This is a genomic window from Xanthomonas sp. A1809 (genome assembly GCF_017746015.1).
Classification (GTDB): domain Bacteria; phylum Pseudomonadota; class Gammaproteobacteria; order Xanthomonadales; family Xanthomonadaceae; genus Xanthomonas; species Xanthomonas euvesicatoria.
Window position 1 is genome coordinate 131,728 of sequence record NZ_JAGHWZ010000014.1, and the last position, 13,192, is coordinate 144,919.

General features: G+C 66.7%; 14 protein-coding genes. 7 read left to right on the plus strand and 7 right to left on the minus strand.

The annotated features are described in order from the left end of the window. Positions 1 to 393 precede the first annotated feature (393 nt). A complete protein-coding gene (gene xopAK, locus J7396_RS22750) occupies positions 394 to 1,182 on the plus strand; it encodes a XopAK family type III secretion system effector (RefSeq protein ID WP_280515048.1) in 789 nt (262 codons plus the stop codon). A gap of 34 nt (positions 1,183 to 1,216) precedes the next feature. On the opposite strand, the gene J7396_RS17615 is transcribed toward xopAK, so the two are convergent. From J7396_RS17615 to J7396_RS17630, 4 genes are all read right to left on the minus strand, one after another. Next, positions 1,217 to 2,017 (minus strand): MetQ/NlpA family ABC transporter substrate-binding protein, encoded by an 801-nt coding sequence (locus tag J7396_RS17615; protein ID WP_011348670.1) that lies wholly within the window; start codon positions 2,015 to 2,017, stop codon positions 1,217 to 1,219. A gap of 146 nt (positions 2,018 to 2,163) precedes the next feature. Then, positions 2,164 to 2,859: a methionine ABC transporter permease gene (locus J7396_RS17620; protein ID WP_003489185.1), complete on the minus strand. Its 696-nt coding sequence runs from the start codon at positions 2,857 to 2,859 to the stop codon at positions 2,164 to 2,166. Then, positions 2,856 to 3,863, minus strand: coding sequence for a methionine ABC transporter ATP-binding protein (locus J7396_RS17625; RefSeq protein WP_008578010.1), 1,008 nt, complete (start codon positions 3,861 to 3,863; stop codon positions 2,856 to 2,858). Before J7396_RS17625 ends, J7396_RS17620 begins: the two co-directional genes overlap by 4 nt. Before the next feature lie 197 nt (positions 3,864 to 4,060). Further along, complete coding sequence (locus J7396_RS17630; RefSeq protein WP_071118094.1) at positions 4,061 to 4,957, minus strand: DMT family transporter; 897 nt, start codon at positions 4,955 to 4,957, stop codon at positions 4,061 to 4,063. Positions 4,958 to 5,064: 107 nt separating this feature from the next. Between J7396_RS17630 and J7396_RS17635 the strand changes: the two genes are divergently transcribed. The 6 genes from J7396_RS17635 to J7396_RS17660 all read left to right on the plus strand — a co-directional run bounded on the left by J7396_RS17635 (position 5,065) and on the right by J7396_RS17660 (position 10,627). Then, positions 5,065 to 5,550 carry a YajQ family cyclic di-GMP-binding protein gene (locus J7396_RS17635; protein WP_008578012.1) on the plus strand — a complete coding sequence of 162 codons (486 nt, stop codon included), beginning with the start codon at positions 5,065 to 5,067 and terminating at the stop codon, positions 5,548 to 5,550. 145 nt (positions 5,551 to 5,695) lie between these two features. Beyond that, on the plus strand, positions 5,696 to 6,157 hold the full coding sequence (locus tag J7396_RS17640; RefSeq protein ID WP_008578013.1) for a hypothetical protein: 462 nt from the start codon (positions 5,696 to 5,698) through the stop codon (positions 6,155 to 6,157). Beyond that, positions 6,150 to 7,886: an ATP-binding protein gene (locus J7396_RS17645; RefSeq protein WP_039418446.1), complete on the plus strand. Its 1,737-nt coding sequence runs from the start codon at positions 6,150 to 6,152 to the stop codon at positions 7,884 to 7,886. The genes J7396_RS17640 and J7396_RS17645 overlap by 8 nt, the downstream gene beginning before the upstream one ends. Continuing rightward, positions 7,873 to 8,700 carry an alpha/beta fold hydrolase gene (locus J7396_RS17650; RefSeq protein WP_209261817.1) on the plus strand — a complete coding sequence of 276 codons (828 nt, stop codon included), beginning with the start codon at positions 7,873 to 7,875 and terminating at the stop codon, positions 8,698 to 8,700. Before J7396_RS17645 ends, J7396_RS17650 begins: the two co-directional genes overlap by 14 nt. Before the next feature lie 156 nt (positions 8,701 to 8,856). Further along, complete coding sequence (locus J7396_RS17655; RefSeq protein WP_007962251.1) at positions 8,857 to 9,417, plus strand: DUF1415 domain-containing protein; 561 nt, start codon at positions 8,857 to 8,859, stop codon at positions 9,415 to 9,417. A 403-nt stretch (positions 9,418 to 9,820) separates the two neighbouring features. Then, positions 9,821 to 10,627, plus strand: coding sequence for an SDR family oxidoreductase (locus J7396_RS17660; RefSeq protein WP_014091135.1), 807 nt, complete (start codon positions 9,821 to 9,823; stop codon positions 10,625 to 10,627). Positions 10,628 to 10,716: 89 nt separating this feature from the next. Here J7396_RS17660 and J7396_RS17665 read toward each other — a convergent pair whose 3' ends face one another. From J7396_RS17665 to J7396_RS17675, 3 genes are read right to left on the minus strand one after another with little or no spacing between them, the layout of a single operon-like run. Then, a complete protein-coding gene (locus J7396_RS17665) occupies positions 10,717 to 11,397 on the minus strand; it encodes an HAD family phosphatase (RefSeq protein WP_046939792.1) in 681 nt (226 codons plus the stop codon). After that, positions 11,394 to 12,107, minus strand: a complete 714-nt coding sequence (locus tag J7396_RS17670) for a pseudouridine synthase (protein WP_065628585.1) — start codon at positions 12,105 to 12,107, stop codon at positions 11,394 to 11,396. The genes J7396_RS17665 and J7396_RS17670 overlap by 4 nt, the downstream gene beginning before the upstream one ends. Next, a complete protein-coding gene (locus J7396_RS17675; RefSeq protein WP_065628584.1) occupies positions 12,104 to 13,171 on the minus strand; it encodes a class I SAM-dependent methyltransferase in 1,068 nt (355 codons plus the stop codon). Before J7396_RS17675 ends, J7396_RS17670 begins: the two co-directional genes overlap by 4 nt. Between the last annotated feature and the right edge of the window lie 21 nt (positions 13,172 to 13,192).

The window sequence follows — 13,192 nt, forward strand, 5'->3', positions numbered from 1 at the left end:
CGCCCATCTGCAGCACGGCGAACGCGCTCGGCTCGGGGCGAACGCGCCAACGTGATACGTATTGGGAAGGATCGAGCGCGTCCTGCCGAAGATCGGCAGCGACCACGGAGACATCCTCGGCAACGTTGTCGCAGAGCTGCGAGCTGGGCGCCCCGTTTGGCAAGAACGGGACACCCGCCTGGCGAGCTGCAACTGGATCGTTGGGCTGTTGATCCAGGTACCGGCGCGCTTCCAGGCGATCAAGACGCGATGTTCGAAGAAGCAGGCCTCGCGCATCCGCTTTCGTCCAAGCAGAACACTTCGTTTTCCAGCCCCATCGGTTCGGCAGCGGGCGTGCCCTCGTGCAGGGGCGATGCGAGGATCCAGACGTGTATCGCGGGCGGTCCTGACTCCATGAAGCCGGCTTCCATCAGACCCGACACATCCACCAGCACCGCTTACACCGCGGAGCCGCCGCCGTCGGCCGATCCAGCCGACGGGATTGCGCAATGGCCTGCGCCCCACCCCGACTGCCAGGGGTTGCCGCGCCAACGACCCAGAAAGCGTGTTGCCGACACCGCGGGCGATGGCGATGGCGCACGGGCCGGCAGCCGTGCGCGCCCCTACGGCAGCGACGCATTCGCCATCCCGGACGGCTTTACCCGGGAGCAGATCCAGCCATTTCACGATCTGGAACGACAATACGCCGCACTCTTTTGCACGCCCCACATCCGCGCCGTCCGGTCTGTACGCGATATCCAAGCCAGCCGGACAATGGATGTGGATATGGACGCATGTGTCGTCATCAATCTTGCGCAAGATGGATTTGATTCGATCGGCACGCACGGTTTGTCTTCATGCGTCTGCATTTGTGCAAAAGGAAAAAATCCTCGCGGCCACGACATCCTGGGCCTGCTGCATTATTCGGGGATACAGGATGCACAAGATGCACTTTCCGAAATCCGCGACGATATGCGCGAAGAAGGCGTGCGTAAGCCCGACATATTCCTGGTACGCGGCATGATCTCCAACCAAGACGAGCTGGGCAGCTTCGAAATCGAGAGAGACCTGCTGGCGCTCGGGCACGACTTCAATATCGTAGGCGCCAAGCTGCACCCCAGCATGAGCGATCGCAACGGCGAGGAGAATGCCATCAACCTGGTCATGACGGCCGATGGCATCTATTACTACAAGTCGTGGTGAAGACGCCTGGGTGTAAAAGCGCCGCTGACCGCACTCAAAACGCCGGCAGCACCGCCCCCTTGTACTTCTGCTCGATAAAGGCTTTCACTTCCGGGCTGGTCAGCGCTTTGGCCAGTTTCTGCACGCGCGCATCGTCCTTATTGTCGGCGCGCGCCACCAGGAAGTTGACGTACGGCGAGTCCTTGCTTTCGATCGCCAGCGCATCGCGGGTGGGATTAAGCCCGGCGTCGAGCGCGTAATTGGTGTTGATCAGCGCCAGATCGACCTGGTCCAGGACGCGCGGCAGCATGGCCGAATCGAGTTCGCGAAATTTGAGTTGCTTGGGGTTTTCGACGATGTCGCGCTGGCTGGACAGGGCGTTGCTCGGGTCCTTGAGTTTGATCACCCCGGCCTTGTCGAGCAGGATCAGCGCGCGGCTGTTGTTGCTCGGGTCGTTGGGGATCACCACATCGGCGCCGGTGGGTAGCTCGGCCAGCGCCTTGAAGCGGCGCGAATAGGCACCGAAGGGCTCGATATGCACGCCGACGACGGTGACCAGCTGGCTCTTGCGGTCGCGGTTGTACGCATCCAGATAGGGCTCGGTCTGGAAGTAGTTGACGTCGATCTGCTTCTGCACGACCTGGTCGTTGGGCTGCACGTAGTCGTTGAACACCCGTACATCGAGCTTGACGCCCTGCTTGGCCAGCAGCGGTTCGACCACTTCCAGGATTTCGGCATGCGGCACGGCCGTGGCGGCCACGGTCAGGGTGTCGCCGCCGCTGCCGCCACCGCCACCACAGGACGCCAATGCCAGCGTGGCTGCCGCCAGGAGGGAACGAAACGCGAATGTGCTCATGTAGGGATCCGTGGGAGGAGGAATGCGGACCTGCCGCAGGCGCTCAACCTACCAGACGCGGCGTGTGGCAGCGATGCACCGCGCGGTGCGAACGGGGCGGCGATGCAGCTGTTGGGTCACGTGCGCCCCAACGGCCGCGCACCGGCTCAGCGCCGGCTGTAATGCGCCACCAGGCGGTCGCCCAGCATCTGCAGCACCTGCACCAGTACTAGTAAGGCGATGACGGTGATCAGTGCCACGTCCGAGTGCGAGCGCAGGTAGCCCTCGCGATAGGCCACATCGCCCAGGCCGCCGGAACCGATCGCACCGCCCATCGCGGTGAAGCCGATCAGCGCGATGGTGGTCACGGTGGCGCCGGCGATCAGGCCGGGGCGCGCTTCGGGCAACAGCACCCGCAGCACCAGTTGCCGGGTAGTGGCGCCCATTGCCTGGCTGGCTTCGATGATCCCGCGGTCGACTTCGCGCAGCGCGGTTTCCACCAGGCGTGCGTAAAACGGCGCGGCGCCGACCACCAGCGGCAGGATCGCACCGCGCACGCCCAGCGAAGTGCCCATCAGCATCAGCGTAAGCGGGATCATCGCGATCATCAAAATGATGAAGGGCACCGAGCGCAGCAGGTTGATCAGCGCCGCGAGCGCGCCGTACAGCACCGGGCGCCGGCGCAACTGCGGCGCGCCGCACAGGAACAGCGCAACGCCCAGCGGCAGGCCGATCAGCAATGTCAGCGGCAACGCACCGGCCAGCATCAGCAAGGTATCGAGGGTGGCCTGGCCGATGTCGCCCCACTTGGCGGCATCGAGATTACGGAAGAAACCACCGGCGGCAGCAACGATTGGGGTCATACGCGCAGATCCTCCACCTGCACGCCGGCGGCGACGAAACCGGCGCGTGCAGCGTTCTGGTCGCCGCCGGTCAGGGCGACGATGAGCTGGCCGTAGGGCGTGTCCTTGATGCGATCCACCCGCCCGGACAGGATGTTGTAGTCCACCCCGGTTTCGCGAGCGATGCGGCCCAGAACTGGTTCGTAGGTACCGTTGCCCAGGAAGGTCAGCCGCACGATGCGTCCGCCGACTGCGGCGAAATCGCGATGCAGCTCGGCTTCGTCCACATGTTCGGCTTCGGAAACGAAGCGCCGGGTGGTGGCGTGTTTGGGATGCAGGAACACCTCGGTCACCGGGCCGGTTTCCACCAGCTTGCCGGCGTCCAGCACCGCGACGCGGTCGCAGACACGGCGGATCACATCCATCTCGTGGGTGATCAGCACGATGGTCAGGCCGAGCTCGCGATTGATCTGCGCCAGCAGCTGCAGCACCGAGGCGGTGGTCTGCGGGTCCAGCGCGCTGGTGGCCTCGTCGCACAGCAGGATCTGCGGGCGGGTGGCCAGCGCGCGCGCAATGCCTACGCGCTGCTTCTGCCCGCCCGATAGTTGCGCCGGATACTTGTTGGCGTGCTCCTGCAGCCCGACCCGGGCCAGCAGCTCGGCCACGCGCGCATCGATCTCGGCACGCGGCGTGCCGGCCAGTTCCAGCGGGAAGGCGACATTGCCGGCCACGGTGCGCGAGGACAGCAGGTTGAAGTGCTGGAAAATCATGCCGATGCGGCGGCGCAAGGCGCGCAGGCCCTGGCCGTCCAGCGCGGTCACGTCCTCGTCGCCGATCAGCAGACGACCGCCGCTGGGCTCTTCCAGCCGGTTGATCAGCCGGATCAGCGTGGATTTGCCCGCACCGGAATGGCCGATGATGCCGAACACCTCACCCGGGCCGATCCGCAGATCGAGCGGATGCAGCGCCACGATCTGGCGACCGTCGACGGAATAGGACTTGTGCAGGCGCTGAAACTGGATCACCGCGCGTGGCCGGTTGGGGGGTCGTGAAGCCTACCATCGGGATTGGGGATTGGGGATTGGCAAAGGCCACGGCGGCCCCGCTGTTGCCAATCCCGAATCGCGAATCCCGAATCACGGCCGCCAGGGATTCGCAAAGGCCACGGCGCTTCGGCTGTTGCGAATCCCGAATCCCGAATCCCGAATCCCAAATCCCGTCCTCACGGCCTCTCAAGCGGCAACGGCCTGTCCGCCTGGCGTATCCGCTCCCGGCGCAACAAATACAGCCCGCTGGCGACGATGATGCCGGCGCCGGTCCAGGTCCAGCTGTCGGGCAGGGTCTGCCACAGCAGCCAATCCCAGCCGATCACCCAGACCAGACCGGTGTATTCCAGCGGGGCGATCATCGAGGCCTCGCCGCGCATGAAGGCCTGGGTCAGCGCAACCTGGCCCAGCGCACCGGCCAGGCCCATGCCGGCAATCAGCCCGGCATGCCCGGCCTGAAGGGGCACCCAGCCGGGGATGGCCAGCAACCCGGCGCCGATCGCCATGAACAGCAAAAACCACACCACCATGGCCTGCGGGGTGTCGGTGCGGGTCAGCAGGCTCACGGTGATGGCCGCGACGGCATAGGCGGTGGCGGCCAGCAGCACCATCAGCCCGGGCAGCGAGATCAGCCCGTCCACGCCCGGGCGCAGCACCACGATCACCCCGACCAGGCCAATGCCGATCGCGGTCCAGCGGCGCGGGCCGACGTGCTCGCCCAGCAGCGGTACCGACAGCGCGGCCACCAGCAGCGGCGCCACGAAATACAGCGTGTAGGCGGTGGACAACGGCATGCGTTTGATGCCGAAGACGAAGCAGCCGATCATCACCATGCCCAGCACCCCGCGCAGCAGGTGCAGGCCCCAGCGCACCGGCACGATCGCGCGCGGCCCGGCAGTGGCGAACACCCACACCAGCACGAACGGCAACGAGGCGGCGCCGCGCAACAAGGTGACCTGCAGCGGCGGGTAATGCGCCGACAGCAGCTTCATTCCCGCGTCCATCAGCGAGAAACAGGCCACGGCGGCCACCATCCAGGCGATGGCGGGAAGCGGGGAGCGGGTGGTGGGCATGCACGCATTATCGCCGCGGCACTGGCACGCCCGCCAAGGCCCACATGACGGCCGGGCCGGCACGATGGCCTAGAATGGCGGCTGTTTTTCAATTGCAGGAGCTTTGCATGCCTTCCTTCGACGTTGTGTCCGAAGTAGACAAGCACGAACTGACCAATGCGGTGGATCAGGCCAACCGCGAGCTGGACACACGTTTCGACTTCAAGGGAGTCCAGGCCAAGTTCGAGCTGGAAGACGGCAAGGTGATCAACCAGTCCGCGCCCAGCGATTTCCAGATCAAGCAGATGACCGACATCCTGCGCGCGCGGTTGCTGGCGCGCGGCATCGACATCCGCTGCCTGGAGTTTGGCGAGGTGGAAACCAACCTGGCCGGCGCGCGGCAGAAAGTGACCGTCAAGCAAGGCATCGAGCAGAAGCAGGCCAAGCAGCTGGTGGCCAAGTTGAAGGAAGCCAAGCTCAAGGTCGAAGCGCAGATCAATGGCGACAAGCTGCGCGTCACCGGGAAGAAGCGCGACGATCTGCAGGATGCGATCGCGCTGCTCAAAAAGGCCGACTTCGAACTGCCGCTGCAGTTCGACAACTTCCGCGATTGAGTGCGGCGGGGTGACCGCAACGATCGGGACGGCGCTGCGCGTGCGTGCAGTGCAGCCGGGTGAGCCGGAGTGGCGCCTGCGGCCTGCGCGCGGCACGCGGCGCGGTTGCGCCCGTCACTTGGCCGCACTGGCCTAGCCTGCGAGCATGCGCGACCTGTTCGCCAGCCTGTTGCAACGCCTGCGCATGCACGGGCCGGCGAACGCAGCGGGCGAACATGCCAGGCACGCCGCCGCCCATGCGCAACCACGCATCGAGACCGGCTCGACGCTGCACACCATGGCCGGCCTGGATCCGGTGGCGGCAGCGGCATTTGCCGATGCCTTCCTGGTGGAGATCGAACATGCCATTGCCACCTGCACGCTCGGCGATGCCGGCACGCCGCAGGCGCAGGCGCTGCAGCAGATCCATTCGTTGAAAAACACCATCTCGCTGACCGGCTCGCAGCAGCTGCTGAAGGCCTGCGACCAGTTGCGCGACACCGCAAGCCATGGCGCGCTGGGCGAAACGCTTGCGCAGCGTTTCACTGCGGTGGCGAACGCGGCTGGCCTGCTGGTCAAGCAGTACCGGCGTACCCTTCCCTCCGACGACGCGGACCCTCATGCGTAGCACTCCCAATCGCGCAGCGCCCGGCCTGATCCTGGCCGCCAGGCAGTTGCGCAACGACAGACTGGTGCGGCTGTTCGAGTCGTTCCTGGAATATCGCGCCTGCGTCGGCCGCGTGATCGTGCAGAGCATCGTCACCGCGTGGTGCCTGGGCTGGCTGTACGGGCCGCAACCGGTGCTGGTGGCCGACGCGCACCATGTCTTTCCCACCGCGGTCGGCCTGTGGGTGCTGTCGGTGGTGTGGATGCTGCTGGTACGTCGCCGTGTCATTGCGCCCAGCGAATGGCTCGATGCGATGGGCTTTGCGATGAACCTGCTGTTCATCGGCATCCAGACCTACCTGGCCTTCATCCTGTTGATGTCGTTGAATGCATTTTTGCCGTTCATCACCATCGCGGCGGTGGCGCGTTACGGGCAACGCGCGATATTTCCGGTGTTGCTCAGCACCTTCGTGCTGATGCTGTTGACCGCACCGTCAGGCTATTGGCTGTCGCGTCCGGCGTATTTCGTCTATGCCGTGGCGCTGATCATCGTGCTGCCGTTGCTGGTGGCGCGGATCGTGCTTGCGATGCAGGAAGTGGCACTGCAGGCACTGGCCTCGCGCGATGCGCAAAGCCGTTTCATCAGCACCATGAGTCACGAATTGCGCACGCCGCTGAATGCGGTGATCAACTGCGCCCAATTGATCGAAACCGAGCAAATGCCGGCACAGCAACGCGAGTTGCTGCACTCGGTGACCGTCAATGCGACCGCGCTGCGCCATCGTGTCAACGAGGTGCTGGATGTGGCCAGCATCGATGGCGGACGCCTGCAGCTGCATCGCAAGCCCTTGAACCTGCTGGACGTGGTCACCACAGTGAAAGCGGTCTGCGCCACCGCGGCGTCCAGCAAGGGCGTCACGCTCGATGTGCGTGTCGATAGCCCGCAAGCGCCGCACGTGATGGGCGACGAAGGCCGCATCGAACAGGTGATCAGCAACCTGGTGATCAACGCGATCAAGTTCACCCCGGCCGGCGGCACGGTGGATCTGCTGATCGACGCGACCCAGGTGCAGGAGCGCTGGAGCATCGCGGTGACCGTCACCGACACCGGTATCGGCGTACCGGACGATCAGAAGGCCTACATCTTCACTCCGTTCACTCAGCTCAGTACCGGCTTCAGTCGCGTCGAAGGCGGCGTGGGCCTGGGGCTGTACATCGCGCTTTCCGTTTCCGATGCGATGGGCGGCAGCCTGACCGTGAGCGACAACCCCGCCGGTGGCAGCATCTTCCGCTGGATGTTCGAACTGCCCGGCGCCGCGGCCGGCAGCCATACGCTCGCGCTGCGCGATGCGCTGGCCCAGCACGCAGAAAACGTGCCCTCCCTGCATTGCCTGGTCTTTGAAGACATGGATACCAATCGTCTGGTGATCGGCAATCTGCTGACCCGCGCCGGGCATCGGGTGAGCTTCCAGGTCGATGGCACCGACGCGGTGCAGCGCATCCGCGAGGCAGCGCCGGACCTGGTGTTCCTGGATCTGCACATGCCGGGCACGTCCGGCTGGGATGCGCTGCGGCAGGCGCGCGACGCGATGTCGGCGCTGCCGCCGATCATCGTGCTGACCGCCGACACGCGGACCGATTCGATGCGCGACGCCAGCGCGGCGGGCGTGGCCGGCTATCTGCCCAAGCCGATCAATGCGCACGAATTGCTGGCACTGCTCGCCCGGCACGCCAGCCATGCACGCCCCTGAGCTCAAGCCGGGCAACGCCGCACGCGCCTACTGGCAGCATGCCGCGCACGCCGGCACGCCGCTGGCGGTGCTGTACCTGCACGGCTTCAGCGCCAGCCCGGGCGAAGCAGGCGCGCTACCCGAACAGATGGCCGATGCGCTGGGCGCCAACGGTTACGTGCATCGCTGGCCCGGGCACGGGCTCACCGCCGCCGATGCAATGCAGGGGCTTACACCGGCGGTGTTGCAGGCCTCGGCGCTGGAGGCACTGGCCCAGGCGCAACGCATGGGCGAGCGGGTTGCGATTGTCGGCTCGTCGATGGGCGCGACACTGGGTTTGTGGCTGGCCGCGCGGTACCCGGACGCGGTGGCCGGCGTGGTTGCCTGGTCACCCGGCATCCGGCCAGCCGACCCGGCATTGCTCGAACAGATCTGCGCCGCGCAGGCGCCGTTGATCGACCCGCGCACGCGCACGCCTGCCGCGCGTGCGTTCTGGTCGGAGACGATCCATCCGGACGGGTTTCGCGCCTTGCGTGACCTGTTTGCGCTCATCGCCGCCGACCCGCCGTGGCCACGCGTGCGCTGCCCGGTGTTTCTAGGCTATTACCGCGCTGCCGACGGCCGCGAAGACGGCGTGGCCTCGGTGCCGGCGATGCTGCAGATGTTTGCAGCGTTGGGCACTGCGCCGGCACACAGGCATGCGCTGGCCTTCGACACCGGCGCGCATGCGATCGGGTCGCCGCACAAGACCCCGCTGGCCGGCGCCGTCGCGCAGGCGTCCATCGCGTTCTTGCAGGCGCAGCTCCGTGCTGCGCCGCACGGCCTAAATGCGTGAGCGCAAGCTGGTCTGCGCGCGCGGCGGAAGAAACCTGCCGCCTCGCTGGCAGTGTCGCGATGGTGCCCCGCTAGCGCCCGCTGCCACCCGCAACCACGCGCGCGGTCCGCTGCATGGCGATCGCATACACTGGCGCGCCAGCCCGCTGCCGCCACGATGACCACCACGCCCGCAACCTCCGATCCGATCGCCGACACCCGCAAATGGATCGAACGTGCGGTGATCGGATTGAACCTGTGCCCGTTCGCCAAGGCGGTGTACGTCAAGGAACAGGTGCGGCTGGTGCTCAGCGATGCCAGCACGCCCGAAGCCTTGCTGGAACAACTGGCCGAGGAACTGGTGCTGCTGCGCGATACGCCGGCCGAACAGATCGACACCACGCTGATCGTGCATCCGGACGTGCTCACCGACTTCCTGGACTACAACGACTTTCTCGACAACGCCGATGCGGCGGTGGAAGCGCTGGACCTGCAAGGCGTGTTGCAGGTGGCCAGCTTCCATCCGGATTACCAGTTCGCAGGCGCGGCGCTGGACGATGTGGCCAACTTCACCAACCGCTCGCCCTTCCCCACCTTGCACCTGTTGCGCGAAGACAGCGTGGAGCGTGCGGTGGCGGCGTTCCCGGATCCGGATGTGATTGTGGAACGCAATATCCAGACGCTCGAACGCCTGGGCAGCGATGGCTGGGAGCGCGTGCTCAACGGTGCAGAGCACTGAGTGCTGCACCTGCCGTCCGGGACTGCAGCGAGTGCGATTTTCGCCACCTGCGCCCGCAGGTTGTTGGCATAAAACAGGGCGGAAGTTCTTCAGCCGCATGCGGATCGCGTGCTCAGCGTCGAACTGGTCGAGCGCCGCATGCCGCCGGGCACGCTGCACACGCGTGGTACCGGGCAATCGTGTGATTGAGTGCAAGCGCAGCAGCACCGGCGGCACCGGGACATTGCGGAACGCACGCGATCCGGGCAGCTGCCCGGATCAGCCTGCATCCGTCAGGTTCAATGTGGATGACATCGAGCGCACGCGTGGCACGTGCGCCCCAATCCTCATCCGCGCTCCACGTTGCTGCGACGACGACAGCCCGCGCGCTACAGTGCCGCCACCCTCACCCGTGCCGCATGCCATGGCCTTGATCCCCGCAATTTCCGCATGGAACCCGTCGCCGCTGCAGGACCGCGTGGTGGTGATCACCGGTGGGGCGCAAGGTATCGGCCGCGGCATTGCCCAGGCGGTGCTGGGCGCGGGCGGCAGCGTGGTGATTGGCGATCTGGATGCCGATGCCGGCAAGGCCTGCCTGCAGGAGTGGGCACTGCCGCGCCGTAGCGCTTTCGTCCGCTGCGATGCCGCGCGCCAGGCGCAGGCCACGCGCCTGGTCGCCACAGCGCTCAAGCGCTTCGGGCGCATCGATGGGCTGGTCAACAATGCCGGCGTGCCCGATCCGCATATCGCAGCACTGCCGCAACTGGACTGGGACACCTGGAACAGCCGGCTGTCCAGCCTGCACGGCGCCTTCCTGTGCAGCAAGCAGGCGCTGCCCGCGCTCAGGCAGGCGCCAGCCGGTGGGGCGATCGTCAACATCGCCTCCACCCGCGCCTGGCAATCGGAGCCGCACAGCGAAGCGTACGCCGCAGCCAAGGGCGGCCTGGTGGCCTTTACCCACGCGCTGGCGCTGAGCGAAGGACCGCATGTGCGCGTCAACAGCATCAGCCCGGGGTGGATCAGCACCGACGCGTGGCGCGCGCCGCAGCGCCGGCGGGCGCCGAAATTGTCGCGTCGCGACCATGCACAGCACCCGGCCGGGCGCGTGGGCACGCCCGAAGACATTGCGCAGCTGGCGGTGTATCTGCTTGCGCCGCAGCTGTCCGGTTTCGTCACCGGGCAGGATTTCATCGTCGACGGTGGCATGTCGCGCAAGATGCACTACGCGTAGAGCAGCGCAGCGAGGCGGTCGGCAGTACCTGCGTGATCACAGCCGGGTTGGCGCATGAACTGGCCCCGCGACGTATCCACCCGAGCCCGTCACCCCGACAAGCGTGCTTCCAGCAAGCGTTGCGCATCACCCAGCGAGGGCAGGATGCGGTGGCCGAGCGCGCGCACGGTGGCGTCGGGCTCGAGCAGGTCCGGAATCTGGATCGGTGTCATGCCGGCCGCCAATGCTGCACGCACGCCGGTGGGCGAGTCTTCCAGCACCAGGCAGTGCGCAGGGTCTACCGCCAAGGTGCGCGCAGCCAGCAGGTAGATATCCGGCGCAGGTTTCGGATGGACCACATCGCTGGCCGTGCACACGGCATCGAAGCGCCACAACAGATCGGCCGCTTCCAGCTTGCGCAGCGCCAGCGGGCGCTGGGTGGAGGTGGCCACCGCGCGCGGCATGCGCTGGGCTGCCAGATAGTCCAACAGCGCAACGATGCCGGGCCGATGCGGGATGCCGCGCTCGACCGCAGCGGCATACAGCCGTTGCGCATGCGCCAGCATGGTGTCGGCCGCGGCCTCGCCGATCCGTTCGCCGAGCAGCCGGCGGCAGGCCGCATCGCCGGTGCCCACCATGCGCAACCAGAAGGCCGGTTCGATCTGCAGACCCTGGTCGTCGGCGGCCTGCGCCAGACAGGCCGTGATGGCGCGCTCGCTATCGAGCATCAAGCCATCCATGTCGAAGATCACCGCCTGCGGGCGAAACGGCAGCGCTGCACTGTGGGTCATGCCGGAGCGCCGCGGCCGAACAACACCTCAAGATCGTTCGCTTCCAGCGCACGCCATTGCCCCGACGACAATCCATCCAGCGACAGGCCGCCGATGCGGCTGCGGTGCAGCGCGACCACGTGGTTACCGGCGGCAGCGAACATGCGCCGCACCTGGTGATAGCGGCCTTCGTGCAAGGTCAGCCGCGCCTGGCGTGGGCCAAGCACCTCCAGCTCGGCCGGCAGCAGCGGCTTGGTTTCGCCGTCCAACAGCAAGCTGCCGCTGGCGAACAGCGCGGCCTCCTCGCCACGCAGGTCCTCGGCCAGGGTGATGTCATACACCTTGTCCAGGGCCGATTTGGGCGAAATGATCCGGTGCAGCAGCGCGCCGTCGTCGGTCATCAACAGCATGCCGCTGGTCTCGCGGTCCAACCGACCCACTGGCGCCAACACCGGCGCGCGCAGGCGGAAACGTGGCGGCAGCAATTCGTAGATCAGCCGGCCGGTGTCCTTGGTCGAGCAGGTGTAGCCGCTGGGTTTATGCAGCAACAGGCTCAAGCCCGCTGGCGGATCGAGCGGTTCGCCATCGATGCGGATGGCGTCGTGCTCCACCTGGTCGTCGGCATACAGCACCTCGCCTTGCGCATCGGTGATCGCGCCCTGCCGGAACAGCTGGGTGACCTGCTTGCGGCTGCCGTAGCCGAGATTGGCGATGTGTTTGACCAGCTTCATGGGCGCGCTCCGCGGCCGCGGATCGCCGCGATCAGCTTGAACCCATCGCGTTCGGCAGCCACGCGGACCTGTCCGAAACTGTCGTTGAGCACCTGTTCGTAAGGCAGGTGCCGGTTGGCGACCAGCATCAATTGCCCGCCCGGGCGCAGTGCCTGTGCGGCCACCGCAATGAAGCGCTGTCCGATGTCCGGGCGGTCGGCACGCGACGGCGTATGGAACGGCGGGTTGCTGACGATGAAATCGTATTGCGCCACCAGCCCGGCGGTGACATCGCGCCAGTGGTAGTGCAGCTGCGCCGGATGCGCGATGTCCTGCAGGTTGCGCCGCGCCAGCGTCAATGCGCGCGCCTCGGCTTCGTACAGATCCAGCGCGGTGACCTTGGGACAACGCGCCAGCACTTCGGCCGACAGATAACCGAAACCCGCGCCCAGATCGGCGCCATGGCCGGCCAGCGTGGTCGGCAGATGCTCGACCAGCAGCGCGGACGCCGGGTCGATGCGATCCCAGGCGAAGACGCCGGGACGGCTGACAAAGCGGCCGTCCAGAATCTTGCGTGGCGCATCCAGCGCGGCCCAGCGCGCCTGCAGCGCGGCATCGGTGTCGGCCGGCAGCGGCGCGCTCCAATAGGTGCGGCAGTGGTACTTGGTCAGGCTGCCGGCCAGCCCGGTGAGCTGGCGCAGATCGGCTTCCCCCGAGCGTGCGCCTTCGTTGTTGGACTGGCAGGCCACCACACGGCCACCGGGCGCAGTCAGCGCCACCGCACGTGCGAACAGCGCGCGCGCCTCCTCGCGCTGCCGCGGAGGCAGCACCAGCACCAGGGCATAGCGCGTACTGTCGGCCTCGATCTCGCTTTCTTCGCGCACGGTCCACCCATTGCGCTCCAGCGCTTCGGCAAACGGACGGAAGCTCTGCTCGCAGGTCAGCGTTTGGGGGCTTGCCTGCTCGCGCAGCGGAAAACCGTCGCGCGCGCGCAGGAACAACACCGGTCCTTCCGACCATGGCAGCGCGCCTTGGGCAAAAGGCAGGAACAGGGCTTGAAGCGGGGCGTCGTGCGGGCCAGCCATCGGATCATCGGGTCAGGAACA

What these genes read in the sequence shown, in the direction of transcription:
- J7396_RS17620 (WP_003489185.1), bottom strand. Translation starts at nt 2,859, where the DNA reads ATGACCCCAATCGTTGCTGCCGCCGGTGGTTTCTTCCGTAATCTCGAT.
- J7396_RS17645 (WP_039418446.1), top strand. Translation starts at nt 6,150, where the DNA reads ATGCGTAGCACTCCCAATCGCGCAGCGCCCGGCCTGATCCTGGCCGCC.
- J7396_RS17665 (WP_046939792.1), bottom strand. Translation starts at nt 11,397, where the DNA reads ATGACCCACAGTGCAGCGCTGCCGTTTCGCCCGCAGGCGGTGATCTTC.
- J7396_RS17660 (WP_014091135.1), top strand. Translation starts at nt 9,821, where the DNA reads ATGGCCTTGATCCCCGCAATTTCCGCATGGAACCCGTCGCCGCTGCAG.
- J7396_RS17640 (WP_008578013.1), top strand. Translation starts at nt 5,696, where the DNA reads ATGCGCGACCTGTTCGCCAGCCTGTTGCAACGCCTGCGCATGCACGGG.
- J7396_RS17615 (WP_011348670.1), bottom strand. Translation starts at nt 2,017, where the DNA reads ATGAGCACATTCGCGTTTCGTTCCCTCCTGGCGGCAGCCACGCTGGCA.
- J7396_RS17675 (WP_065628584.1), bottom strand. Translation starts at nt 13,171, where the DNA reads ATGGCTGGCCCGCACGACGCCCCGCTTCAAGCCCTGTTCCTGCCTTTT.
- J7396_RS17670 (WP_065628585.1), bottom strand. Translation starts at nt 12,107, where the DNA reads ATGAAGCTGGTCAAACACATCGCCAATCTCGGCTACGGCAGCCGCAAG.
- J7396_RS17650 (WP_209261817.1), top strand. Translation starts at nt 7,873, where the DNA reads ATGCACGCCCCTGAGCTCAAGCCGGGCAACGCCGCACGCGCCTACTGG.
- J7396_RS17655 (WP_007962251.1), top strand. Translation starts at nt 8,857, where the DNA reads ATGACCACCACGCCCGCAACCTCCGATCCGATCGCCGACACCCGCAAA.
- J7396_RS17635 (WP_008578012.1), top strand. Translation starts at nt 5,065, where the DNA reads ATGCCTTCCTTCGACGTTGTGTCCGAAGTAGACAAGCACGAACTGACC.
- xopAK (WP_280515048.1), top strand. Translation starts at nt 394, where the DNA reads ATGAAGCCGGCTTCCATCAGACCCGACACATCCACCAGCACCGCTTAC.
- J7396_RS17630 (WP_071118094.1), bottom strand. Translation starts at nt 4,957, where the DNA reads ATGCCCACCACCCGCTCCCCGCTTCCCGCCATCGCCTGGATGGTGGCC.